Here is a 22215-nt window from a genome sequence, read left to right as displayed (position 1 = left end):
GCCGGGCCCGCCGCGGCTCAGCGTTTGCGGCGGCGCTTGGCGGCGCGCCTGACCTCGGACAGGCGCGCCTGCGTCGTCATGCGGCCGGGCGCGCGGCCGCGCTTGCCCTTTTGCGGCCCGCGCGGCAGCGCCTTGCCCTCCAGTTCCAGCAATTCCAGCGTCAGCCCGCCCGTCACCGGCACCGCCTCGGTCAGCCGGACGGTGACGCGCTGGCCGATGCCGATCTCAAGCCCGGTATCGGCACCGATCAGCATCTGCGCGTCGGGATCGAAATGGAAATATTCGCGCCCCAGATCGCGGATCGGCAAAAGCCCGTCGGCGCCGGTCTCGTCCAGCCTGACGAACGCCCCGAATCGCTGGATGCCGCTGATCCGGCCGGTCATCTCGGTCCCCACACGCTCGGCCAGATAGGCGGCCAGATAGCGGTCGGTGGTGTCGCGTTCGGCGGCCATGCTGCGGCGTTCGGTTTCGCTGATATGGATGGCGGTTTCGGACAGGCGCTCCATGTCGCCCTCGGACAGCCCGTCCGACGTGCCGCCACGTCCCCCGCCCCAGCCATGCGCGGTGATCAGCGCCCGATGCACGATCAGGTCGGAATAGCGGCGGATGGGCGAGGTGAAATGCGCATAGCTTTTCAGCGCCAGCCCGAAATGGCCGAAATTCTCGGGGTGGTAATAGGCCTGGGTCATCGACCGCAGCGTCGAGATGTTGATCAGCTCGTCGAAATCGGTACCCTCGGACTGCGCCAGCAGCCGGTTCAGATGGCTCGTATGCAGCACCTGACCCTTGGCCAGCGTAAAGCCCGATGCCTGCGCCACCTCGCGCAGCGCCTCCATCTTTTCAAGGCTGGGTTCCTCGTGGACGCGGAACAGCAGGGGGCGCTGACGGCGGGTCAGTTCCTCGGCCGCGGCGACATTGGCCAGCACCATGAATTCCTCGATCAGCCGGTGCGCGTCCAGCCGCTCCCGGAAATTCACCGAGGCCACCCGCCCGTCCGGGGTCAGTTCGATCCGCCGCTCCGGCAGGTCCAGATCCAGCGGCTGACGCCGCGCCCGCGCATCCCGCAGCAGGCCATAGGTGTGCCACAGCGGCCCGATCACGCTGTCCAGCAGCGGCTTGGTCTGCGCGTCGGGCTTGCCGTCGGCCGCATCCTGCGCCTGCCCATAGGCCAGGCTGGCGCGGCTGTTCATCATGCCGCGATGGAAATTGTGGCTGATCTTGTTGCCCTGCGCGTCCAGCCGCATCCGGACCGCGATCACCGGCCGGTCCTGATCTTCGTGCAGCGAGCACAGATCGGCCGACAGCGCCTCGGGCAGCATCGGCACCACCCGGTCGGGGAAATAGGTCGAGTTGCCGCGCGTCCACGCCTCGCGGTCCAGCGCGCTGCCGGGCCGCACGTAATGCGCGACATCGGCGATGGCGACCCAGATCGTCGCGCCGCCGTCGTCCTCGATCTGCGCGCCCACCGCGTCGTCGTGATCGCGCGCGTCGGACGGGTCGATGGTCACCAGCGGCAGATCGCGCAGATCCTCGCGCCCCTTCATCGTGGCCGGCGTCTGCGCCTCGGCCTCGGCGATGACCTTGTCGGGAAACTCGTCGGGGATGCCGTGCTGATGGATCGCGATCAGGCTGACGGCGCGCGGGGCCGAGGGATCGCCCAGACGGTCCACGATCCGCGCCAGCTTCAGCCCCAGGCGGTTTTTCGGCCCGGCCTGTTCGGCCTGAACCAGCTCGCCCGATTCCGCGCCAAGCGTGGCGTCGGCGCGCACCCGCCATTCCTTGTCCTGCCCCTTGTCGATGGGCACGATCCGCCCGCCCTCGGTGTCCTTGCGGAAGATGCCGACGATACGGTGCGGGGACGCGCTGATCCGCCGCATCAGCCGGGCCTCGTACTGATGATCCTCGCCGTGAACCTCGACCAGACGGGCCAGGAACCGCTCTCCCCGTCCCAGGGCGGGGTCGGTGCGGCGCGGGGTATACAGGATCCGGGGCATCGGCCCCTCGCCGCGCCATTCCAGCGGGTGCGCGAACAGGTCGCCCGACCCGTCCGGCGCCAGCAGTTCCAGCACCGTGACCGGCGGAAGCTTTTCGGCGTCCAGATAGTGGCGCCGGCGGCGTTCAAGCTGGCCGTCGCTTTCCAGCTCCTTCAACAGCCGCTTCAGTTCGATCCGCTGCGCGCCCTTGACGCCGAACGCCTTGGCGATGTCGCGTTTGGAATTGGCGTCGGGGTGGTCCGCGACCCAATCCATGATCTGCTGTTTGCTGGGAATACGGGTCATGGAACAAGCCTAACAAAGCCGGGCGCGGAACGCAGCCGGGTGCGTCAAAGTTCGCGAAACATGTCGCGATGCGGAATTCCCGCGTCGTCATATATGGGGCCGTCGGCGGTGAAACCCAGCTTTTCGTAAAAGCCGATGGCATGGGTCTGCGCGCCCAGCCGGGCGTGGGTCAGGCCGGGGCGGGCGCGCAACACGTCCACCGCCGCGCGGATCAGCTGTTGACCCAGCCCGGTTCCGCGCGCCTCGCGCAGCACGCAGACCCGGCCGATCTTGCCCGCCCGGTCCCGGATCAGGATGCGGGCAGTGCCGACCGGCGCATCGCCCTGCCATGCCAGCAGGTGGATCGCCTGATCGTCCAGATCGTCCCATTCGTCATCAGGGCTGATTCCCTGTTCCTCGACGAAGACGGTGCGGCGCAGGGCGCGGCAGGTGTCGACATCGTCGGTCGTCTCGATCCTCATCCGAACCTCATTCGAAAAATCTTTCCAGAATGCGCTGATAAATCGTCTTCAGCTGATGGATCTGGGCCACCGGCACGCGTTCATCGACCTGATGCATGAACCGGCCGACAAGGCCGAATTCCACCACCGGGCAATGATCCTTGACGAAGCGCGCATCCGACGTCCCGCCCGAGGTGGACAGGACCGGGACCTGCCCGGTTTCGCGCGCCACCACGTCGCGGACCAGATCGACGAAGGGGCCGGGTTCGGTCAGAAACGCCTCGCCCGAGATGTCGGCCTCGATGTCCAGCGCGACCCCGGTCTCATCGCCGATCGCGCGCGCGCGGCGGGTCAAATCCTGCGTCAGCGATTCGCCGCTGTGCAAATCGTTGAAGCGGATATTGACCACCGCCCGCGCCGTTTCCGGCACCACGTTCGAGGCCGGGTTGCCGCAATCGACCGATGTGATCTGCACGCCCGAGGGATCGAAATGTTCGGTCCCCTGATCCAGCGGCGCGGCGATCAGGTCGGCCAGAAAGCGGGTCAGCGCGTGCAGCGGATTTTTCGCCCGATGCGGATAGGCCACGTGACCCTGCACGCCGGTGGCGCGGATGCGGAACGTGGCCGAACCGCGCCGGCCGGTCTTCATCATCTCGCCCATGCGCGTGGGATTGGACGGCTCGCCCACGATGCAGGCATCCATCCGCTCGCCCTGCGTCTCCATCCAGTCGAGGATGGCTATGGTGCCGTCGCGCGACGGCCCCTCTTCGTCGCCGGTGATGGTCAGGATCACCGCGCCGTCGGGCGGGGTTTCGGTCACGAAGTCGATGGACGCCGCGACAAAGGCCGCGACGCCGGATTTCATGTCGGTCGCGCCCCGGCCCCAGATCGTGCCGTCCTTGACATGGCCGCTGAAGGGCGGATGGGTCCACGACCCCGGATCGCCGGGCGGCACCACATCGGTGTGGCCGTTGAAGCCAAGCGTGCGCGCGCCCTTCGGCCCCCATCGCGCGAACAGATTCGGCGTCCCGCCCCGGTCCACGCGCGTCACCTCAAATCCTGCCGCAGTCAGCATGTCGGCCAGCAGGGTCAGGGCCCCGCCCTCATCTGGCGTGACCGAGGGGCAGCGGATCAGGCGGGCGGTCAAATCGGCGGCATCGGTCATGTCAGATCCAGAACTGAAAGGCGCGGCGGACCAGGTTCAGCCCGGTCAGCACCAGCGCCACCTGCGTCCAGCGCCGAAACTGCACCACATCCAGCCGGTCCTGCAAGGCAAAGCCCGTCATCATCCCGGCAAAGGCCGGCGCACACAGGATCGCCGACAAGGGCAGCGTCGTGCTGTTCAGCACGCCCGAATTCAGATGCGCCGCCGTCAGCATCACCGCCCCCAGCAGGAAGACCACGCCCTGAACGCGCACCTGCTCTTGCTTGGTTGCGCCCAAAGACAGCAGCAGCACGATCAGCGGCGGCCCCCAGATCCCCGAGATGCCGCCGTAAAGCCCGCCGACGATGCCGGTGCCGATCTCGGCGCGCCTGCGATGATGGACCGGCAGGACCAGCGGCCGCCCCGACAACTGCCACAGCGCAAAACCGACGATGGGCACCCCCAGCAGCGCATACATCACCGGCTGCGGGATCGCCTGCGCGAAGCCGGCCGACACCCAGATGAAGACCAGCACCATCGCGATATGCCAGCGGAAATTCATCGCCGACCCGACGGCGGCGCCCGCCCCCTGACGGAACGCCTGCTGAAGATTGGTCAGCAGGGTCGGCAGGATCAGCGCCGCCAGCGCGGTCGTGGCCGGCATGATCGACCCGAACGCCGACAGCATGATCATCGGCATCGCGAAACCCACCGCGCCCTTCACGAAGCCCGCGACAAGGGTCACGGCGACGGCCGCCCAGAACTGCCAGATTTCAAGCCCGAACATCCGCGCACGCTAGGCCGGCGGGGCGCGAATGGAAATGGCGCTTTTTTCCTGACGCGCGCGCCCGTTCCCCATGCTGCCCGCGCGACATTTTCCATCTGAAACAGGCGGCCAAACGCATCATAGTTGCGCTGCGGCCGCGAAAGCTCTAGTCATGCTGCATTGCCGCAAAAGGGACGAATCGATGAAAGACATGCCGCACCAGACCAGCACCGTCCTGTCCGAGATCGAGGAACTTCAGACCCGCGCCACCGACAGCCTGCGCGCGATCGTCGCGCCTGCGGGCAAGATCGACCCGGCGTTGCTGGAAACCCACCAGCATGCCGCCCATGCGCTGTCCTGGCTTGCCACCTATGTCGAGGCGCTGAAACAGCTGGCGGCGTGGTCGGGGCGCGTGTCGGGCGAAATCGAGGATCTGATCCTGCGCATCGGTTTTGGCGAATACCTGACCCAGATCGCCGGCGGCATCCCGATGAGCCAGGGCGAATTCGCGCGGCTGTCCGATCTGGGGGTGGACTGGACGCCCTCGGACGCCGCGCGCGGGATGATGGCAGGCAACACGCCCTCGGCCCGCGCCCGTCTGGCCGAACTGATCGCGGAAAAGCAGGGCAGCGCCACCTTTGGCACCACCGGGCTGGACGAGGATCTGGAAATGATCCGCGACCAGTTCCGCCGCTGGACCGACGACAAGGTCGTGCCGCACGCGCATGACTGGCACCTGAAGGACGAGCTGATTCCAATGCCGATCATCGAGGAGTTGGCCGGGCTGGGCGTGTTCGGCCTGACCATCCCCGAGGAATTTGGTGGCCTCGGCATGTCCAAGGCGGCGATGGTCGTCGTCAGCGAGGAGTTGTCGCGCGGCTATATCGGCGTGGGCAGCCTGGGCACGCGCAGCGAGATCGCGGCCGAACTGATCCTTGGCGGCGGGACGGATGCGCAAAAGGAACACTGGCTGCCGAAACTGGCCTCGGGCGAGATCCTGCCGACCGCCGTGTTCACCGAACCCAATACCGGCAGCGATCTGGGCAGCCTGCGGACCCGCGCCGTGAAGGATGGCGAGACCTGGAAGATCACCGGCAACAAGACCTGGATCACCCATGCCGCGCGCACCCATGTGATGACGCTGCTGGCGCGCACCGACCCCGACACCACCGATTATCGCGGCCTGTCGATGTTCCTGGCCGAAAAGACACCGGGCACCGACGGCGACCCGTTCCCCACGCCGGGCATGACCGGCGGCGAGATCGAGGTGCTGGGCTATCGCGGCATGAAGGAATACGAGCTGGGCTTCGACGGGTTCGAGGTCGGGCCCGACAACCTGCTGGGCGGCGTGACGGGTCAGGGCTTCAAGCAGTTGATGCAGACCTTTGAATCGGCACGCATCCAGACCGCCGCCCGCGCCATCGGCGTGGCCCAGAACGCGCTTGAACTGGGGTTGCAATACGCGCTGGACCGCAAGCAGTTCGGCAAGGCGCTGATCGAATTTCCGCGCGTCTCGGGCAAGCTGGCGATGATGGCGGTCGAGATCATGATCGCGCGGCAGCTGACCTATCACAGCGCCTGGGAAAAGGATCACGGCCATCGCTGCGACCTTGAGGCGGGCATGGCCAAGCTGCTGGGCGCGCGCATCGCCTGGGGCTGCGCCGACAACGCGCTGCAGATCCACGGCGGCAACGGCTTTGCGCTGGAATACCAGATCAGCCGGGTTCTGTGCGACGCGCGCATCCTGAATATCTTCGAAGGCGCGGCGGAAATTCAGGCACAGGTGATCGCACGGCGGCTGTTGGGCTAGCACGGTTTCGGCTAGAGTGCTGGAACCGCGCCAGTTTTCCCGCGTTCAAAAGTGATTCGTGCCCGAAGGAGACCGCCATGCCCCGCCTGACCCGACCCCGCCTTGCCCTGTCCGCCGCGCTTGCCACCATGGCCCTGGCCGCGTGCGAGCCGACCTCTCCGGGTGCCCTTGCCGGCGGCGAGGATCGCGGATTCATTCCGGGCGGCAGCTATGTGCTGGTCGGCATGGACGGCCAGACCGTGCCGCTGCGCAACGTGACGATGCTGGTCGAACGCAACCGCGTGTCGGGTCAGGGGCCGTGCAACAGCTATTCGGCCAAGAACAACGCCGAATTGCCGGCGGTGTCGCTGTCGCCCATCGTCTCGACCAAGATGACCTGCAAGGATCAGCAGCTTGAAAACCGCTTTCTGTCGGTGCTGCAACAGGCCAACGAGATGGAGTTTCACGGCGGCGTGCTGAAGGTGCATGCGCCCTCGACCTGGCTGATCTTCGAACACGGCGTTCGCGGCTCCAGCAGCGTCAGCGCGCTGGATCAAGCGCGCGGCTAGGGTTGCGTTTCGGCCTGCGGCGCGCCGGTCTGCGGCGCGCGGGCCGTCAGCCGCCGGATCAGGCGGGCGCGCGCCGCCGGCAGCCTGCGACCGGCCAGTTCCGCCGCGATGCGGGTTTCCAGGAAATGGCCGGTGATCGCCAGCCCCTCGCCCAGCCCGTCGCCCCGGTTATCGCCCGCCCCGCCCATCAGCGCGGGCAGGGGCAGCAGTCGGTCGGCCCATTCGCCCGCCCCCTTGCGGCTGACCGCGCGCCCCGTGCGCGGGCTGACATAGGCCAGACCGTCGCGCGCGCCCGTCACCGCGCAGGACGCCAGATCCAGCCCGAAACCCATCTCGTCCAGCAGGCCCATCTCCCACCGCAGGTAATCGCGGGGCCAGTCGCGACCGGCCTCCATCGCGTCCAGCAGCGCCTCGGTCCGGGCGACCAGCGCCGGGTGGGGGTCGCGTTCGGGCAGCGTGAACAGCAACAGCGCACAGACCGCGTTCAGCCCCGCCAGACCCAACGGATCGGCCAGCAGCCCGGCGCGCAGATGCACGGGCTCGGCGTGGAAATGTCCAAGCTGATCGTCCGAACGCGCGCGCCAGCGCAGCGCCAGACGCGCCCCCGGTTGCAGCATCGCCGCCCGCTTGCGCGATGCGCCGCCCGGCACCAGCCCGGCATGCCGGCCGTGCTGCGCCGTCAGCACGTCGATGATCACCGCCGTCTCGCCATGCGGCCGGCGGGCGATCACGGTGCCCTCGCCCTGCCACTCCATCCCCCGCGCCTCAGCCCGCGTCCGGCAGGATCAACCCGCCATCGTCCGACAGCGGCCAGAAAGGGTTGCAGGCGATTTCCCAGACATGGCCGTCGGCCGCGCCGTTCATCCGATAGAACTTCACCCCGTCCTGCGAGGCGGGATGCGCGGCCCAGCCCCAGGCGGCATAGAAGGCGCCAGCCCGTTCCAGATCCTCCGCGCCAAGCGTGATCAGCGTTACCCGTTGGCGCGGCAAGGCCATGTGCGATCTTCCTTTCAGACGGTGCAGACAGGCTGCCACGCCCTGCCCCGGCCGGCAAGTCCGGTCCGCGAGGGGCCGGTTACTGCATCCGCCGCGTCAACGCCGTCGCCGCCCGCCGCCGCGCGCCCGCCTCGCGCAGCAGCGACAGGCTGTAGATCGCCAGCGCCGCCCAGATCATCGGGAACGCGATCATGCGCGCCGTGCCGAACGGTTCGCCGAACAGAAGGACGGCGCACATAAAGATCATCGTCGGGGTGATGTATTGCAGAATCCCGATGGTGGACAGCCGCAACAGCTTGGCCCCGTTGGCGTAAAACAGCAGCGGGATCGCCGTCACCGGCCCGCAGCCCAGCAGCAGCAGCAGATCGGTCCGCGTGCCGCCCAGGAAATGCCCCTGCCCGGCGATGGCAAGCCAGCCCAGATAGACCAGCGCGATCGGACACAGCAGCAGAACCTCCAGCGTGAAGCCCTGATTGGGGCCCAGTGGCAGGCTTTTCTTGAAATAGGCGTAAAACCCCCAGCTGAAGGTCAGGATCACCGCCACGACCGGCAGGCTGCCCGCCTGCACGGTCAGAACCACCACCGCCGCAAAGGCCAGCGCCAGCGCCGCCAGCTTGGCCCGGTTCAGCCGTTCGCCCAGCAACAGCCCGCCCAGGGCCACGCTGAACAGCGGGTTGATGTAGTAACCAAGCGCCGCGTCCAGCGCGTGATCGTGGGTGATCGCCCAGACATAGGTCATCCAGTTGATCGAGATCAGCACCGCCGTCAGCGCGGCCATCGCCAGCAGCCGGGGCTGGCGCAGCGCCGTCAGCACATCGCCCGACCGGCGCTGCCACAGCAGCACCGCCGCCGCGATGGGCAGCGACCAGATGACGCGATGCGCAATCACCTCGGCCGCCGGAATATGCGACAGCGCCTTCATGTAGATGGGCAGCAGCCCCCACAGCCCATAGGCCGCAAGGGCAAATCCAAGGCCACGGGGCGAATCGCCGCTGTCGGGGATCGGGCTGCGCATGGCGGTTGCATAGGCTGCAATTCCGCGCATGGCCAGCGTCGAAACACCGGCCCCGCACGCGCCTGTCGCATGCGCGGCGGGGTCAGGCCAGCCCGTCCTGGTCCAGCAGCGTGCGCCCCTCGCGGCTTTCGATCTCGATCACCCACAGATCCGGGTCGAAGCCGCGCTGGCGGCGGATCGCCTCATCGACCTGAGGCTCGGGTCCGTCTTCCGTCACCTGCCAGGGGCGCGCATCGGTCTGGAAATCCCATTCGCGCGCGTAAAGCTGCGCGGTGCCGTCCAGTCGCGCGCATTTGACCAGCACCGCGCCCGCCGTGTCATCGCCATGCGCCACGACATAGGCGGGAATGCCCGCCAGCCCCAGCCGCGCCAGATAGGCCGCGACCCACAGATTCGTCGCCAGCCGCGGCTCAGCCATGGCCGCGTCTAGTCGCCATCGCGGAAATCGAGCCCGATCTCGCCATAGCGTTCGGCCTCGTCCTGCCAGTTCTCGCGCACCTTGACCTGCAGGAACAGATGCACGCGGCGGCCCATGAACTGTTCCAGATCGGCGCGCGCGGCCTGCCCGACCGCCTTGACCGTCTCGCCGCCCTTGCCCAGAACGATGCCCTTGTGGCCGGGCCGGGCGACATAGATGATCTGATCGACCCGCGCGCTGCCATCCTTGCGTTCTTCCCACGCCTCGGTTTCGACCGTCAGCTGATAGGGGATTTCCTCGTGCAGGCGCAGGGTCAGTTTCTCGCGGGTGATTTCCGCCGCGATCATCCGCATCGGCAGATCCGCGATCTGGTCCTCGGGGTAAAGCCACGGGCCGGCGGGCAGGGTTTCGGCCAGCCAGTCGCGCAGATCGTCGCAGCCATGCCCCTTCTCGGCCGAGATCATGAAGGTCCGTTCGAACGGATAGGCGTCGTTCAGCCTTTTCGACAGCGCCAGCAGGACATCGGCCTTGACCCGGTCGATCTTGTTGATGACCAGCGCGACGGGCCGGCGCCGGTCCAGCGCGGCCAGCTGGTCGATGATCGCCTGCGCGCCGTCGGTCAGGCCGCGATGCGCCTCGATCAGCAGCAGGACGATATCGGCATCCGCCGCCCCGCCCCAGGCGGCCGCGACCATCGACCGGTCCAGCCGCCGGCGCGGGCGGAAGATGCCGGGCGTGTCCACGAACACGATCTGGGTCGCGCCGGCGATGGCAATGCCGCGGATGCGCGCGCGGGTGGTCTGGACCTTGTGGGTCACGATGCTGACCTTGGCCCCGACCATGCGGTTCAGCAGCGTCGATTTGCCGGCGTTCGGCTCTCCGATCAGGGCGACAAAGCCGGCGCGGGTGTTCGTCTCGGTCATTCGCTTTTCTCCAGCCGGCTCAGCAATGCCTGCGCGGCTTCCTGTTCGACGCGCCGCTTGGTGCCTGCGCCCTGCGCCTGTGCCTCGCGCCCGTCGGCCAGCCGCGCGGTGATGTGAAAGACCGGCGCGTGGTCGGGACCGCTGCGGCCGGTCTGGTCATAGACGGGCGGCGGCATGCCGTGGGCCTGCGCCCATTCCTGCAAGGCGGTCTTGGCGTCGCGCGGATCGTCGTCCAGGCTGTCCAGCCGGGTTTGCCACAGACGCAGGATCGTGTCGCGCGCCGCGTCGAACCCGCCATCCAGATAGACGGCGGCGATCACCGCCTCCATCGCGTCGGCCAGCAGCGCCTCCTTGCGCCGCCCGCCCGACAGCATCTCGGACCGGCCCAGCTTCAGCACCTCGCCCAGCCCGATCTCGCGCGCCATCGCGGCGCAGGTCTCGCCCTTGACCAGCGCGTTGTAACGCGGGGCAAGCTGGCCCTCGGTGGCATCGGGATCGGCGTGAAACAGCGCCTCGGCCATCACCAGCCCCAGGACCCGGTCGCCCAGGAATTCCAGCCGCTGGTTGTCGGGCCGCGTGGCCGACCCGATCGAGCCGTGGGTCAGCGCGCGCACCAGCAATTCGGGCCGCCGGAACCGATGGCCAAGCCGGCCCATGAAGGCGCGGATATCGGCGGAAGGCGTCAATGCACCGCCTTGAAGAAACGGTCCGCCCGCCAGGTCCAGAAATACAGAAGCGACCGCCCGGCCGAGCTGAACATGATCCGGTCCGCGCGCCCGATCAGGAATTCCGCCGGCACGAATCCCAGCCCGCCGACCTGCTGGGGAAAGCGCGAATCCTCGGAATTGTCGCGGTTGTCGCCCATGAAGAAATACTGCCCCTCAGGGACGGTGAAGGTGGGCGTGTCGTCGGCCACCCAGCCGTCGATGATGTTCAGCACATCGTGGCTGAGACCGTTCGGCAGCGTCTCGGTCATGCGCGGCTTGATGCATTCGCCGCCCTCGGGGACCGGGTCGTTGGCGCAGCGCGGGATCAGCCCCTGCGGCCCCTGCTGTTCCTTGATCTCGACGAAATCGCCGGCCGGATCGGTCTGCACCTCTTCGCCGTTCAGCCACAGCCGGCCATTGCGCATCTGCACCGTGTCGCCCGGCAGGCCGATCACGCGCTTGATGAAATCGACCCCGCGCGTGGGATGGCGGAACACCACCACGTCGCCGCGTTCGGGCGCGCTGTCAAGGATGCGGCCGCTGATCGGGCACAGCGCGAACGGGCAGGAATAGCGGGAATAGCCATAGGCCATCTTGTTCACGAACAGGAAATCCCCGATCAGCAGCGTGTCCTTCATGCTGCCCGAAGGGATCCAGAACGGCTGAAAGAACAGCGTGCGGAAGATGCCTGCGATCACAAGCGCCCAGAAGATCGTCTTGACCGTCTCCCAGACGCCCTCCTTCTTCTTGCCTGCCGTGCTGTCGGCCATGTCGGTTGTCCTTTGGCTGCGTGGCACGAAAGGCCGCGTCTGGGGGGCTTCATGGTCCCGCGCGGGGGTCAAAGTCAAGCAGGCGGCGCGGCCAGCGGCAGCGCCTCGATCACGACAAAGGCCTGCGCCCAGGGGTGATCGTCGGTCAGCGTGACATGCACGACGGCGCGGTGACCGGGCGGCGTCATCCGCGCCAGCCGGTCCGCCGCCCAGCCCGTCAGATGCATCACCGGCTGGCCGGTGCCCAGGTTGCTGACCGCCATGTCGCGCCAGGCGATGCCCATGCGCAGCCCGGTGCCCAGCGCCTTGGAACAGGCCTCTTTCGCGGCCCAGCGCTTGGCCAGCGTTCCGGCCTCGTCGTGGCGGCGCGCGGCCTTGACCAGTTCGGTCGGGGTGAAGACGCGGTTGCGGAACCGGTCGCCAAAGCGGTGCAGCGTGTTCTGGATCCGGTCGATATTGGCCAGATCGGTGCCGATCCCCAGAATCATGCGCCGGATCGCCCCGGCAGGATCATGGGTATTTGACCAAAGAAGAAGCCGCGTCGCGTCGCCTGCGCCTGCATCAGTCGGCCCCCTGCCAGCGAACCGCGCCGGTCCGCTGGTCGATCCTGATGGCGATCTGCGCCCAGCCCGCATCGGTGCCGGTGCCGGTGTCGATACGCACCGGCAGGGTGATCGTCAGCCCCGTTGCCGGATCGTAGCGGGCCGTGCGTTCGCCGAACCGGATGTCGGCAAAGCCCAGAGAGGGGCCGGGGGCGACCAGATGGCATTGCCGCGCCCCCATCAGATCGCGCGGCGGATGCAGGACGGCCAGCTGAAAGGCGGCCGCCGCAGGCTCGATCAGGTCGATCAGCGCGATCCTGACCGCGCCCTCGGAATAGCTGGCGGTGTTGTCCGCCCACGGCTCGACGATGGAATCCAGCTCCATCCCGTCCGGGCACGGAACCGCGGGCGCCCACGCATCCATCGCCAGCGCGGGCGACGCCGCCAGCGTCAGCGCGGCGATCAGCGGCCGGATCATGCGCGCGCCTCGTCCATGCGGCGGCGCATTTCGCGGATCGCGGCGCCCAGCCCGGAAAAGACCGCCTCGGCGATCAGGAAATGGCCGATATTCAGTTCCCGGACCTGCGGCAGCGCCGCGATCGGACCCACCGTGTCAAAGGTCAGACCGTGGCCCGCATGCACCTCCAGCCCCAGGCTGTCGGCCAGGCGCGCGCCTTCGGCCAGACCCGCCAGTTCGGCATCGCGTTCTTCGTGACGGCCTTCGGTGTCCAGATCGCAATAGGCGCCGGTATGCAGTTCCACCACCGCCGCACCGATGCGCGCGGCCGCCTGAATCTGCGCCGGCTCGTGGCCGATGAACAGCGACACCCGGCAGCCGGCCTTGCGCAGCGGCGCGATGAACCGGGCCAGCTGGTCTTCCTGCGCGGCGACATCCAGCCCGCCTTCGGTCGTGCGTTCCTCGCGCTTTTCGGGGACGATGCAGACGGCGTGCGGGCGGTGGCGCAGCGCGATCTGCTGCATTTCCGGGGTCGCGGCCATTTCCAGGTTCAGCGGCTGGCGCAGATGCCGCATCAGCGCGTCGATATCCTCATCGCCGATATGGCGCCGATCCTCGCGCAGATGGGCGGTGATGCCGTCGGCCCCGGCCTCGACCGCGATACGGGCGGCGCGCAGCGGATCGGGCCACGGCGTGCCGCGCGCGTTGCGGATCGTGGCGACGTGGTCGATATTCACTCCTAGACGCAGCATGGCGGCCTCCGCTGTTTCGCGAACACTCTAGCCGCGCGCGCCCGGCGGTGCCAGTTCCGACGCGACCGCCCACCAGCCATGCCGCGCCAGTCGCCGCGCGGCCCGGGCCGCCTGCACGTGGCTGTCGTAAAGGCCGAAACAGGTCGCGCCGGACCCGGACATGCGCGCAAATCCCGCCCCCGTGGCCCGCAGCGCCGCGACAGCCTGCCCGATGGCGGGGGCGATGTCCTGCGCCGGCGCCTGCAGATCGTTGCGGGTGCCGGCCAGAAAGCGGATCAGGCCGGTACCGTCGCGGAACGCGGGGATCGCGGGCATCGGCGCATTGTCGCGGCACCCCAACGCGGCAAAGACGCGCGGCGTCGCCACGGCCACGCCCGGATTGACCAGCACCAGCGGAACCCGCGGCAGGGCGGGCAGCGGCGTCACCGTCTCGCCCACGCCCTGCATCCGCGCGGGGACCGAGCCCATGCAGACCGGCACATCGGCGCCCAGGCGTTCGGGCGCGTCGGGCAGCGGATGGCCCATCCGCGCCAGACCGCGCAGCACCGCCGCCGCATCGGCCGACCCGCCGCCGATGCCCGAGGCGACCGGCAGGTTCTTGGTCAGGGCGATGGACACGTCCGCCCCCGCCAGCCTTGCGGCGCGCAGGCACAGATTGTCCGGCCCGTCATCCAGACCCTCGGCAAACGGCCCGTCGATCCGCAGCGACAGCGGTCCCGGCCGCAGCGCCACCAGATCGCCCACGGACGCGAATGCAACCAGCGAATCCAGCAGGTGATACCCATCGGCCCGCCGCCCCACCACATGCAGCGCAAGGTTCAGCTTGGCGGGCGCGTGTTCGACCACCGCATCGTCAGGCATCAATCGGATCAGTCCGCGGGGGAATCGGCGGCCTCGGCCTGCGCCTGCGGCACGATGGGCGACGTGCCCTTTGCCTTTTCTTCGGCCAGCACGCTGTCCAGCCCGCGTTCCAGCTTGGCGCGGATGCGGTCGGGATCGACATCGTCATTGTCGGACGGGTCCAGCGACAAGGCGCGCTTCCACTGGATCTCCGCCTCGCGGTGGCGGCCCACCATCCAGTAGATGTCGCCCAGATGATCGTTGACCAGCGGATCGGACGCCATCGTGCCGATGGCCTGTTCCATCGGTGCCACCGCCTCGTCATAGCGGCCAAGCCGGTAATAGGCCCAGGCCAGCGAATCGAGGATATAGCCGTCGCCTGGCGACAATTCGACCGCCTTCTCGATCAGTTCCAGCGCGCGATCCAGGTTCTCGTTCCGGTCGATCCAGCTGTAACCCAGATAGTTCAGCAGGCTGGCCTGATCGGGATTGATCTCGATGGCGGCCAGCAGATCCTGTTCGGCCCGGTCGAACTGGCCCGACCGTTCCAGCGCGATCCCGCGCGCGTACAGCGCAAACCAGCGCGCCTGTTCGGGCGCGTCTTCCAGCAGCGTCAGCGCCTTGTCATAGGCCGGAACCGCCTGCGCGAATTTTTCCTGCTGGCGCAGCAGATCGCCCAGCGCGATCCAGGCCTGCGGCAGGTCGGGATAGGCGGCGGTCAGCGACAGCGCGGCCTTTTCGGCCTCGTCGCGGCGGTCGGCCCGCGACAGCGCGTCGATCCGGGCCAGTTCGGCCATCGGGCGCATCTGGCCCATCCGGCGCAGCGCCTCGAATTCCGGCTCGGCCAGATCGAATTGCCGCCGGTCCTGCAACAGTTGCGCCACCATCAGCCGCGCCTCGCCCGTATCGGGCGACAGCCACACGGCCAGCCGCGCGTGGATCAGGGACAAGGGCTCGGGGTCGGGGCTGCCGGCCAGCGCCAGCGCAAAGGTCAGATAGACCTGCGCGATCCCGTCGGCCGGGGTCTTGATGACGTCGAAGGCCACCGGCTCGCCCGATTCCAGCCGGTCGCGCAGCGCCTGCAATTGCGGCTCGGCCTCGATCCCCGGCACGTCGTCCAGGATCGCCACCGCCTGATCGCGCCGTTCCAGCTGCGCCAGGACCTGCGCGCGGGCGGTCACGCCCAGAATGTGCGATCCCGTCGCCTCGTCGGCCAGCAGCGCCTCGGCGCCCTCGTGGTCGCCGACCATGGCGCGGGCCAGCGCCAGATGGAAATTCACCATCGGCGCGACATCCGGGTTCTGCGCAAGCTTCTCGAACGCGGCCAGCGCGTCGGACGCCCGCCCCGCCCCCATCAGCGCCCAGGCGCGCACCATCCCGGTCAGCAGATCCTCGGGCGGCGGGGGGGCATCGGCACCCGCGCCTGCCTGTTCGCCCGCTCCCGCTCCGTCAGCCTCAAGCAGGGCGGACCAGTCGCCCCGATGCACCAGATCGGCGCGGTGGATCAGATCCGACAATTCGGTGCCGCGCCCGTCCTGGCCCATCTGGTCGGCCAGATCGACCGCGCGTTGCAGATCGCCCGCCGACACGAACGCGATCAGCGCGCTGTCCAGCAGGTAACGGTCCGAGGGATCGTGCGCGACGGCCTGCGCGAAATAACGGGCGGCGGCGCGGAAATCGCTTTCCACGGCGGCGATACGGGCGGCCAGATAGGGGCCGGCCAGTCCGAATGTCAGCGGCGCGGCGGCATCGTCGCCGGTCGCGGGCGCGGCCTGATCGGAGGCGGCCTGATCCGGTGCGGCGGCGGGCGCGACAGGTGCCGCCGGTCCGTCCTGCTGCACCTGCGCGGGTCGGGGTTCGGGTCGCGGCTGCGTCTGCGTCTGCGCGACGGACGGCGCGCCCATGGGCGCCAGCAGCGCGACAAGCAGGGCCAGTTTCGGGCGGATCATGGTCACGGCGTCATTCCGGTCTTCACAAAATCGTTTCGTCCAAGGTAACGCTGCGGCAGGGTCGCCGCAACGGCCCCGCTTTCCCCGCCGCGATCACATATTCGGGTAGTTCGGCCCGTCGCCGCCCTGCGGCACGGTCCAGACGATGTTCTGCGACGGGTCCTTGATGTCGCAGGTCTTGCAGTGAACGCAGTTCTGGAAATTGATCTGGAACCGGGGCTCGCCGTCCTGTTCGACCACCTCATAGACCCCCGCCGGGCAGTAACGCTGCGCCGGTTCGGCGTATTCGGGCAGGTTGACGGCGATCGGGATCGACGGGTCCTTCAGCTTCAGGTGGCAGGGCTGGTTTTCCTCGTGGTTGGTAAAGCTGAAGGCGACGTTGGTCAGCCGGTCGAAGCTCAGCTTGCCGTCGGGCTTGGGATAGTCGATGGGCTGGAAATCGGCCGCCTTGCCGGTCGCCTGCGCGTCGGTCTTGCCGTGTTTCCACGTGCCCAGCGGGTTCCACCCGGTCAGGTTCGCCACCCACATGTCCAGCCCGCCCAGCACCAGGCTGGGCCACAGGCCAAGCCGGGACCAGATCGGCTTGACGTTGCGGACGCGTTTCAGATCGGTGGCGACGGCGCCCGACCGGACGGCGGCGTCGTAATCTTCCAGCCGGTCGCCCGCCCGCCCGTCCTTCAGCGCGGCGGCGGCAGCCTCGGCCGCCTCGATCCCCGAGATCATGGCGTTGTGGTTGCCCTTGATGCGCGGCACGTTGACCATGCCGGCGCTGCATCCCAGCAGCACCCCGCCCGGAAACGACAGCTGCGGCAGCGACTGCCAGCCGCCCTCGGTGATCGCGCGGGCGCCATAGGCGACGCGCTTGCCCCCCTCCAGCAGGTCGGCGACCATCGGATGATGCTTGAACCGCTGGAATTCGGCGTGCGGATACAGATAGGGGTTTTCGTAATTCAGGTGGACGACGAACCCGACCAGAACCTGATTATCCTCGAAATGATAGATAAAGCTGCCGCCGCCGGCATTCTTGCCCAGCGGCCAGCCCATCGTGTGGACGATCCGGCCCTTCCTGAACTTTTCGGGCCGCACCTCCCAGATTTCCTTCATGCCAAGCCCGTATTTCTGCGGCTCGTGGCCCTGCGACAGGTTCAGCCGGCCGATGATCTGCTTGGCCAGCGATCCGCGCACGCCCTCGGCGATGAAGACGTATTTGCCGTGCAGCTCCATCCCCGGCTCGTATTGCGGGCCGGGCGTGCCGTCCGGGTTCAGGCCCATCTCGCCCGCCACGACGCCCTTGACGCGGTCGCCGTCCCAGACGATCTGGCTGGCGGCCATGCCGGGAAACACCTCGACGCCCAGCTCCTCGGCCTGTTCGGCCAGCCAGCGGCAGACATTGCCCATGCTGACGACATAGTTGCCGTGGTTCTTCATCAGCGGCGGCATCGGCCAGTTCGGCACCCGGATGCCGCCCGACTGGCCCAGCACATAGAAATTGTCGTCCACGACCTGCGTGTTGACGGGCGCGCCGCGTTCCTTCCAGTCGGGGATCAGCCGATCCAGCCCGCACGGGTCCAGCACCGCGCCCGACAGGATATGGGCGCCGATCTCGCTGCCCTTTTCCAGCAGCACGACCTCAAGCTCGGGATCGATCTGTTTCAGCCGGATCGCCGCCGACAGGCCGGCCGGGCCGCCTCCGACGATCACGATATCGTATTCCATCGACTCGCGTTCGATCTGGGTCTCGTCGGTCATCGGCTGGCTCGCTCCCTGCTTTCGGCTATCCCCAGACCTAACCCCTGCCGCGCGGCTGGGCAATCGTCACGCAGCGGCCAATCCGGCTGAAAACCGCCTTTCCGCGCCGCGCAAGGCTTGCAAACGCCCCGGAATTGCGTTCACGTGGCAGACAACGACGGTTCCGCCCCTGCCATTGTCGAATGGCGGGGGCGTTCGATTAACATCAGCGCGGCATCCGCCCCCGAAAGGACAGGTCAGCGATGGACAAGATACCCATGACCCGCAGCGGCTATCAGTCGCTTGAAAAGGAACTGACCGCCCTGAAATCGACCGAGCGTCCGGCCATCATCCGCCAGATCGCCGAGGCCCGCGAACACGGCGATCTGTCCGAGAACGCGGAATATCACGCCGCCCGCGAAAAACAGGGCTTCGTCGAAGGCCGCATCAAGGAGCTGGAATCGATCCTGTCGCGCTGCGAGGTGATCGACCCGGCGAAACTGTCGGGTTCGGTCAAGTTCGGCGCGACCGTCGATCTGATCGACGAGGACACCGAGGAAGAACGCACCTACCAGATCGTGGGCGAGGCCGAGGCCGATATCGAAAACGGGCTGCTGAACATCCGCTCGCCGCTGGCGCGCGCGCTGATCGGCAAGGATGAGGGCGACAGCGTCGATGTGACCACCCCCGGCGGGCTGCGCACCTACGAGATCCTCGCGATCCGGTTCGAATAGGCGATGTCCCTGCCCGGACGGATCGCGACGCTGGCACAGCGCGACGCCATGACCACGCTGGGTCTGGCGCTCAGCGCGGTGTGGCTGATCCTGGTGCTGCTGTTCTGGTTGCTGGCGCCCGAGACGCAGGGCGGCGAAGGCGGGGTGATGCGGCTGGCCGTGGCCGCGGGCGTGGTGCTGCCCTTGGTGCTGATCTGGTTGGCGGTGGGGCTGGCCCGCTCGCTCGCGGTGCTGCGGGCCGAGGCCGACGATCTGCGCCGGCACCTGACGCAGCTGCGCGAATACGCCGCCACGCGCGGCGCGCCGCCGCCGGTGACGAACGGCCCGCGCCCCCGCCCGGCCGAATCGCAGCCAACGCAGGCGGCACCTTCGCCCCCGCCCCCGCCCAGCCCGCCGATGCGGGCGCGCCACTGCCGCAGCCCGCCCCGGCCGTCCTGCCGCGCGCACGGCCCGCCGATCTGCGTCAGGCGGCGATGCGGTTCGACGCGCCCGAACCCGTGCACGTGTCACCCGAAACGCTGATCCGCGCGCTGAACTTTCCCGACGGGCCGGACGATCTTGACGGCATCGCGGCGCTGCGCAGCGCGCTGAAGGATCACGACCATTCCCGCGTGCTGCGCGCGGCGCAGGACGTGGTCACGCTGCTGGCGGCGCAGGACATCTATATGGACGATCTGCCGCCCGACCCGGCACCGCCCGCGATCTGGCGCCGCTTTGCCGAGGGCGCGCGCGGCAGCGCGGTCGGCTCGCTTGGCGGCATCCATGACGAAACCGCCATCGAAATCGCCGGGATGATGCTGCGCGGAGACGAGATCTTTCGCGACACCGCCCACCACTTCCTGCGCCATTTCGACCTGCTTCTGTCGCGGCTGGTGCCGCAGCTTGACGACATGCAGATCCAGGTTCTGGCCGACAGCCGCTCTGCCCGCGCCTTCATGCTGGTCGGACGCGTGGCCGGGATCTTCGGCTGACCGCGCCGCAAGCGGCGTCGCGTCACCGCTGCGCGCGGCGCGGTTGCGGCTCCGGTTCCGGTGCCATCTCAACCGCCGCCGCCGCCGCATCGACGGCGCGGCGCAGGATCAGCACCCGCCCCGTCCACGGCCAGCCGAACCGCAGACTGGCCAGTGTCGCAAACCCCAGCGCGCGATAGAACGCCACCGCGCCGGCATTGCCCGCCCGCACCTCGGCCCGCAGGCCCGGATGGCCCGCCGCCCGCGCCCGCGCCATCGCCGCCCGCACAAGCGCGCGCCCGATCCCGCACCGCGAATCCCGCACCGCGATTCCATCGACGATCAGATCGGCGGTCGGCGGCCCGGCGCGAAAGCCGATTCGCGCGGCCCAGGGCACCCGTGCCGGAAACCCCCCGCGCGCATCGCGCAAGCCCATCACCCCCGCGACCCGGCCTTGCGCATCCAGCGCGACGATGCCGTGATCGGCGCGCATCCGGGGCGGCGCGCCGCGCCCGGTTCCGAAGCTGGCCCACCACAGCCGCGCCGCCTGCGGCAGGACATGCGCCGGAACGGGGCTGACGATCAGCGGCGGGCGATCTTGTCTCTGGTTGCGCATCGTGCAAGCAAGGTTGCCAAACCCGGCCCCGAAACGAAAGCGCCATGTCTCCGTTGCCCGCCCCGCGCCCCGATTCGCAGCAAGCCAGCGCCGGCGTTCCCGCCGGCGAGGATCTCGGCGACCGGACGGGCGACCGGGCGGGCGCGCGCGCCCTTGCGCGCACACCGGCGCAGGCGTTCCGGCACGGCATGGTGCAGTCGCTGGCGTTCCTGATCGTGATCGTGCCCTTTGCCGTGCTGTTCGGCGTCGTCGCGACCGAGGCCGGTCTGGATGTCGCGCAGGTCATGGGCTTTTCGGTGCTGGTGCTGGCCGGCGCGTCGCAGTTCACGGCGGTGCAATTGCTGTCCGACAACGCCTCGGCCTTCATCGTCATCGTCTCGGGGCTGGCGGTCAATCTGCGCATGGCGATGTATTCCGCCTCGCTGGTGCCGTGGCTGCGCGGCGCGACGGGGCGGCAAAAGCTTTGGATCGCCTATGCGCTGATCGACCAAAGCTATGCGCTGTCGATCCAGCATTACGAACGCCACCCGCGCCTGTCGCTGCAACAGCGTCTGGCCTATTTCGCCGGCGCCGCCGTGGCGCTGTGCGTGCCGTGGATCGTCGCCACATGGGTCGGCGCGACCGTCGGGCAGGCGATCCCCGACGACATCGCGCTTGATTTCGCCATGCCGATCACCTTTCTGGCGATGATCGCGCCGATGCTGCGCACACCCGCGCATCTGGCCGCATGTTTCGTGTCGATCGTGGCCGCGCTGGCGCTGGCCGGGCTGCCATCGGGTCTGGGCCTGCTGATCGCCGCGCCCATCGGCATGGCCACCGGCGCGCTGGTCGAGAAGCGCATGGCAAACCGCGACGGAGGACCGGCATGACGGCCAGCCCATCGCCGCTGACGGTCTGGACCGTGATCCTGGTGCTGGGGATCGGCACGTTCCTGATCCGCTGGTCGTTTCTGGGCGTGCTGGGCAACCGGCCGCTGCCGGGCTGGGTGCTGCGGATGCTGCGCTATACGCCGGTGTCGGTCCTGCCCGCGCTGGTCGCGCCGCTGGTGATGTGGCCCGAGGCGACGGCGGGCCAGCCCGACCCCGCGCGCCTGTCGGCGGCGGCCGCGACGCTGCTGGTCGGGCTGCTGACCCGCAACGTGATCCTTGCCATCCTGGCCGGCGGGATCACCCTGTTCGGTCTGCTTTACGTTCTGGGATAGCCGGTGATGACGCCGTTCTTCTGGCGAATCAGGACGTCGTGATTATTCGCCGGATCGCCGTCCTGGAACCGCCGCGACCGCACGTTCGGCAGCGTCAGGAACCAGTTGCGCAGCTTGGTGGGCGAAAACCCGGTCGGTGCGCCCTCGAACCCCGGCACGCCGTTCAGCACGGTGCCGGTCTCGACCGCGCAGAAGCTTTTATTGGCCGCGCCGTTCGCCTGCGCCCGCCGGATCGCCAGATCGGCGACCTCGCGGCTGACCGGAACCGTGTCCTCGGCCACCCAATAGGTGCTGCGGGCGTGGTAATCGATATAGAAATTCTTGAAATTGTCGGTGATCCCGTACAGCACGTCATGGCGTTCGGGGATGCGCGGATGCTGCCAGCTTCCCGCCGGATCATAGATCACCCGCTGGCTGCCGTTGATCATCAGCGCCGAATGCCCGCCCTCGCCGCGCGGAATCCCGATCACGGTGAACAGGGTGATCGAGGGCGGCTCGTCGCTGACGAACCGCGCGGCCCGCACGGCCTCGTCGCTGGCCCAGATATTGTCGGCGCCGCAGGCAGCCAGCACCGCCGGCAGGGTCGCGGCCAGAAACACACGTCTTTTCATGCAGGGATTCCGCGCCCGA

Annotated in this window: 26 protein-coding genes; 7 read left to right on the top strand and 19 right to left on the bottom strand. The window is 68.5% G+C overall.

Annotated features, from left to right (window positions below):
• Positions 1 to 17: 17 nt before the first annotated feature.
• From rnr to JHW45_RS03220, 4 genes are read right to left on the bottom strand one after another with little or no spacing between them, the layout of a single operon-like run.
• Positions 18 to 2279: a ribonuclease R gene (rnr, locus tag JHW45_RS03235; RefSeq protein WP_272859527.1), complete on the bottom strand. Its 2262-nt coding sequence runs from the start codon at positions 2277 to 2279 to the stop codon at positions 18 to 20.
• Positions 2280 to 2323: 44 nt separating this feature from the next.
• Positions 2324 to 2740, bottom strand: coding sequence for a GNAT family N-acetyltransferase (locus tag JHW45_RS03230; RefSeq protein WP_272859526.1), 417 nt, complete (start codon positions 2738 to 2740; stop codon positions 2324 to 2326).
• Between the two features lie 7 nt (positions 2741 to 2747).
• Entirely contained in the window at positions 2748 to 3884 is a 1137-nt protein-coding gene (gene dapE / locus JHW45_RS03225) for a succinyl-diaminopimelate desuccinylase (RefSeq protein WP_272859525.1), read from the bottom strand.
• A 1-nt stretch (position 3885) separates the two neighbouring features.
• Positions 3886 to 4650 (bottom strand): sulfite exporter TauE/SafE family protein, encoded by a 765-nt coding sequence (locus JHW45_RS03220; protein WP_272859524.1) that lies wholly within the window; start codon positions 4648 to 4650, stop codon positions 3886 to 3888.
• Between the two features lie 190 nt (positions 4651 to 4840).
• On the opposite strand from JHW45_RS03220, the gene JHW45_RS03215 reads away from it, so the two are divergent.
• Positions 4841 to 6439: an acyl-CoA dehydrogenase family protein gene (locus tag JHW45_RS03215; protein WP_272860520.1), complete on the top strand. Its 1599-nt coding sequence runs from the start codon at positions 4841 to 4843 to the stop codon at positions 6437 to 6439.
• 77 nt (positions 6440 to 6516) lie between these two features.
• Complete coding sequence (locus JHW45_RS03210; RefSeq protein ID WP_272859523.1) at positions 6517 to 6987, top strand: META domain-containing protein; 471 nt, start codon at positions 6517 to 6519, stop codon at positions 6985 to 6987.
• On the opposite strand, the gene recO is transcribed toward JHW45_RS03210, so the two are convergent.
• From recO to JHW45_RS03145, 13 genes are all read right to left on the bottom strand, one after another.
• The gene (recO, locus tag JHW45_RS03205; protein WP_272859522.1) at positions 6984 to 7742 is read right to left on the bottom strand and encodes a DNA repair protein RecO; all 759 of its coding nucleotides are present in this window, start codon (positions 7740 to 7742) and stop codon (positions 6984 to 6986) included. The two genes, JHW45_RS03210 and recO, sit on opposite strands and share 4 nt — an antisense overlap.
• A gap of 10 nt (positions 7743 to 7752) precedes the next feature.
• Positions 7753 to 7983, bottom strand: coding sequence for a hypothetical protein (locus tag JHW45_RS03200; RefSeq protein ID WP_419181827.1), 231 nt, complete (start codon positions 7981 to 7983; stop codon positions 7753 to 7755).
• A gap of 79 nt (positions 7984 to 8062) precedes the next feature.
• Complete coding sequence (gene rarD / locus JHW45_RS03195; RefSeq protein ID WP_272859521.1) at positions 8063 to 8998, bottom strand: EamA family transporter RarD; 936 nt, start codon at positions 8996 to 8998, stop codon at positions 8063 to 8065.
• Between the two features lie 82 nt (positions 8999 to 9080).
• Positions 9081 to 9416 carry a DUF1491 family protein gene (locus JHW45_RS03190; protein WP_272859520.1) on the bottom strand — a complete coding sequence of 112 codons (336 nt, stop codon included), beginning with the start codon at positions 9414 to 9416 and terminating at the stop codon, positions 9081 to 9083.
• 8 nt (positions 9417 to 9424) lie between these two features.
• Entirely contained in the window at positions 9425 to 10339 is a 915-nt protein-coding gene (gene era / locus JHW45_RS03185) for a GTPase Era (protein ID WP_272859519.1), read from the bottom strand.
• Positions 10336 to 11025, bottom strand: a complete 690-nt coding sequence (rnc, locus tag JHW45_RS03180; RefSeq protein WP_272859518.1) for a ribonuclease III — start codon at positions 11023 to 11025, stop codon at positions 10336 to 10338. Before rnc ends, era begins: the two co-directional genes overlap by 4 nt.
• Positions 11022 to 11816: a signal peptidase I gene (lepB, locus tag JHW45_RS03175; protein WP_272859517.1), complete on the bottom strand. Its 795-nt coding sequence runs from the start codon at positions 11814 to 11816 to the stop codon at positions 11022 to 11024. Before lepB ends, rnc begins: the two co-directional genes overlap by 4 nt.
• A 74-nt stretch (positions 11817 to 11890) precedes the next feature.
• On the bottom strand, positions 11891 to 12304 hold the full coding sequence (acpS, locus tag JHW45_RS03170; RefSeq protein ID WP_272859516.1) for a holo-ACP synthase: 414 nt from the start codon (positions 12302 to 12304) through the stop codon (positions 11891 to 11893).
• 73 nt (positions 12305 to 12377) lie between these two features.
• Complete coding sequence (locus JHW45_RS03165; RefSeq protein ID WP_272859515.1) at positions 12378 to 12836, bottom strand: hypothetical protein; 459 nt, start codon at positions 12834 to 12836, stop codon at positions 12378 to 12380.
• Positions 12833 to 13567: a pyridoxine 5'-phosphate synthase gene (locus JHW45_RS03160; protein WP_272859514.1), complete on the bottom strand. Its 735-nt coding sequence runs from the start codon at positions 13565 to 13567 to the stop codon at positions 12833 to 12835. Before JHW45_RS03160 ends, JHW45_RS03165 begins: the two co-directional genes overlap by 4 nt.
• 27 nt (positions 13568 to 13594) lie before the next feature.
• Positions 13595 to 14428 carry a 4-(cytidine 5'-diphospho)-2-C-methyl-D-erythritol kinase gene (locus JHW45_RS03155; protein WP_272859513.1) on the bottom strand — a complete coding sequence of 278 codons (834 nt, stop codon included), beginning with the start codon at positions 14426 to 14428 and terminating at the stop codon, positions 13595 to 13597.
• 8 nt (positions 14429 to 14436) lie between these two features.
• The gene (locus JHW45_RS03150) at positions 14437 to 16356 is read right to left on the bottom strand and encodes a tetratricopeptide repeat protein (protein WP_272860518.1); all 1920 of its coding nucleotides are present in this window, start codon (positions 16354 to 16356) and stop codon (positions 14437 to 14439) included.
• A 93-nt stretch (positions 16357 to 16449) separates the two neighbouring features.
• The gene (locus JHW45_RS03145) at positions 16450 to 18105 is read right to left on the bottom strand and encodes an electron transfer flavoprotein-ubiquinone oxidoreductase (protein WP_272859512.1); all 1656 of its coding nucleotides are present in this window, start codon (positions 18103 to 18105) and stop codon (positions 16450 to 16452) included.
• Between the two features lie 242 nt (positions 18106 to 18347).
• Here JHW45_RS03145 and greA point away from each other — a divergent pair, with 242 nt between their 5' ends.
• From greA to JHW45_RS03130, 3 genes are read left to right on the top strand one after another with little or no spacing between them, the layout of a single operon-like run.
• Positions 18348 to 18818 carry a transcription elongation factor GreA gene (gene greA / locus JHW45_RS03140; RefSeq protein WP_272859511.1) on the top strand — a complete coding sequence of 157 codons (471 nt, stop codon included), beginning with the start codon at positions 18348 to 18350 and terminating at the stop codon, positions 18816 to 18818.
• 3 nt (positions 18819 to 18821) lie between these two features.
• The gene (locus JHW45_RS03135; protein WP_272859510.1) at positions 18822 to 19340 is read left to right on the top strand and encodes a hypothetical protein; all 519 of its coding nucleotides are present in this window, start codon (positions 18822 to 18824) and stop codon (positions 19338 to 19340) included.
• Positions 19322 to 19789: a hypothetical protein gene (locus tag JHW45_RS03130; protein WP_272859509.1), complete on the top strand. Its 468-nt coding sequence runs from the start codon at positions 19322 to 19324 to the stop codon at positions 19787 to 19789. The genes JHW45_RS03135 and JHW45_RS03130 overlap by 19 nt, the downstream gene beginning before the upstream one ends.
• Positions 19790 to 19811: 22 nt before the next feature.
• On the opposite strand, the gene JHW45_RS03125 is transcribed toward JHW45_RS03130, so the two are convergent.
• Entirely contained in the window at positions 19812 to 20384 is a 573-nt protein-coding gene (locus JHW45_RS03125; RefSeq protein WP_272859508.1) for a GNAT family N-acetyltransferase, read from the bottom strand.
• Positions 20385 to 20437: 53 nt separating this feature from the next.
• On the opposite strand from JHW45_RS03125, the gene JHW45_RS03120 reads away from it, so the two are divergent.
• Together JHW45_RS03120 and JHW45_RS03115 are read left to right on the top strand one after the other, a co-directional pair.
• Positions 20438 to 21253 carry an AzlC family ABC transporter permease gene (locus JHW45_RS03120; protein ID WP_419181852.1) on the top strand — a complete coding sequence of 272 codons (816 nt, stop codon included), beginning with the start codon at positions 20438 to 20440 and terminating at the stop codon, positions 21251 to 21253.
• Positions 21250 to 21585, top strand: a complete 336-nt coding sequence (locus JHW45_RS03115; RefSeq protein ID WP_272859507.1) for an AzlD domain-containing protein — start codon at positions 21250 to 21252, stop codon at positions 21583 to 21585. Before JHW45_RS03120 ends, JHW45_RS03115 begins: the two co-directional genes overlap by 4 nt.
• On the opposite strand, the gene JHW45_RS03110 is transcribed toward JHW45_RS03115, so the two are convergent.
• Complete coding sequence (locus JHW45_RS03110; RefSeq protein WP_272859506.1) at positions 21570 to 22196, bottom strand: hypothetical protein; 627 nt, start codon at positions 22194 to 22196, stop codon at positions 21570 to 21572. The two genes, JHW45_RS03115 and JHW45_RS03110, sit on opposite strands and share 16 nt — an antisense overlap.
• Between the last annotated feature and the right edge of the window lie 19 nt (positions 22197 to 22215).

The organism is Paracoccus stylophorae (genome assembly GCF_028553765.1).
GTDB lineage: Bacteria > Pseudomonadota > Alphaproteobacteria > Rhodobacterales > Rhodobacteraceae > Paracoccus > Paracoccus stylophorae.
Note: the sequence above shows the minus strand (reverse complement) of the source record. Positions and strands in the feature narration are given on the sequence as shown.

Excerpts from the sequence above, each read along its gene's own strand:
- JHW45_RS03150 (WP_272860518.1), bottom strand. The coding sequence starts at position 16,356 with ATGATCCGCCCGAAACTGGCCCTGCTTGTCGCGCTGCTGGCGCCCATG.
- JHW45_RS03125 (WP_272859508.1), bottom strand. The coding sequence starts at position 20,384 with ATGCGCAACCAGAGACAAGATCGCCCGCCGCTGATCGTCAGCCCCGTT.
- JHW45_RS03165 (WP_272859515.1), bottom strand. The coding sequence starts at position 12,836 with ATGATCCGGCCGCTGATCGCCGCGCTGACGCTGGCGGCGTCGCCCGCG.
- JHW45_RS03135 (WP_272859510.1), top strand. The coding sequence starts at position 18,822 with ATGTCCCTGCCCGGACGGATCGCGACGCTGGCACAGCGCGACGCCATG.
- JHW45_RS03190 (WP_272859520.1), bottom strand. The coding sequence starts at position 9,416 with ATGGCTGAGCCGCGGCTGGCGACGAATCTGTGGGTCGCGGCCTATCTG.
- JHW45_RS03155 (WP_272859513.1), bottom strand. The coding sequence starts at position 14,428 with ATGCCTGACGATGCGGTGGTCGAACACGCGCCCGCCAAGCTGAACCTT.
- rarD (WP_272859521.1), bottom strand. The coding sequence starts at position 8,998 with ATGCGCAGCCCGATCCCCGACAGCGGCGATTCGCCCCGTGGCCTTGGA.
- JHW45_RS03210 (WP_272859523.1), top strand. The coding sequence starts at position 6,517 with ATGCCCCGCCTGACCCGACCCCGCCTTGCCCTGTCCGCCGCGCTTGCC.
- era (WP_272859519.1), bottom strand. The coding sequence starts at position 10,339 with ATGACCGAGACGAACACCCGCGCCGGCTTTGTCGCCCTGATCGGAGAG.
- JHW45_RS03145 (WP_272859512.1), bottom strand. The coding sequence starts at position 18,105 with ATGACCGACGAGACCCAGATCGAACGCGAGTCGATGGAATACGATATC.
- JHW45_RS03200 (WP_419181827.1), bottom strand. The coding sequence starts at position 7,983 with ATGGCCTTGCCGCGCCAACGGGTAACGCTGATCACGCTTGGCGCGGAG.
- JHW45_RS03160 (WP_272859514.1), bottom strand. The coding sequence starts at position 13,567 with ATGCTGCGTCTAGGAGTGAATATCGACCACGTCGCCACGATCCGCAAC.
- JHW45_RS03115 (WP_272859507.1), top strand. The coding sequence starts at position 21,250 with ATGACGGCCAGCCCATCGCCGCTGACGGTCTGGACCGTGATCCTGGTG.
- greA (WP_272859511.1), top strand. The coding sequence starts at position 18,348 with ATGGACAAGATACCCATGACCCGCAGCGGCTATCAGTCGCTTGAAAAG.
- recO (WP_272859522.1), bottom strand. The coding sequence starts at position 7,742 with ATGGAGTGGCAGGGCGAGGGCACCGTGATCGCCCGCCGGCCGCATGGC.
- JHW45_RS03215 (WP_272860520.1), top strand. The coding sequence starts at position 4,841 with ATGCCGCACCAGACCAGCACCGTCCTGTCCGAGATCGAGGAACTTCAG.
- JHW45_RS03230 (WP_272859526.1), bottom strand. The coding sequence starts at position 2,740 with ATGAGGATCGAGACGACCGACGATGTCGACACCTGCCGCGCCCTGCGC.
- acpS (WP_272859516.1), bottom strand. The coding sequence starts at position 12,304 with ATGATTCTGGGGATCGGCACCGATCTGGCCAATATCGACCGGATCCAG.
- lepB (WP_272859517.1), bottom strand. The coding sequence starts at position 11,816 with ATGGCCGACAGCACGGCAGGCAAGAAGAAGGAGGGCGTCTGGGAGACG.
- JHW45_RS03220 (WP_272859524.1), bottom strand. The coding sequence starts at position 4,650 with ATGTTCGGGCTTGAAATCTGGCAGTTCTGGGCGGCCGTCGCCGTGACC.
- JHW45_RS03110 (WP_272859506.1), bottom strand. The coding sequence starts at position 22,196 with ATGAAAAGACGTGTGTTTCTGGCCGCGACCCTGCCGGCGGTGCTGGCT.
- rnr (WP_272859527.1), bottom strand. The coding sequence starts at position 2,279 with ATGACCCGTATTCCCAGCAAACAGCAGATCATGGATTGGGTCGCGGAC.
- dapE (WP_272859525.1), bottom strand. The coding sequence starts at position 3,884 with ATGACCGATGCCGCCGATTTGACCGCCCGCCTGATCCGCTGCCCCTCG.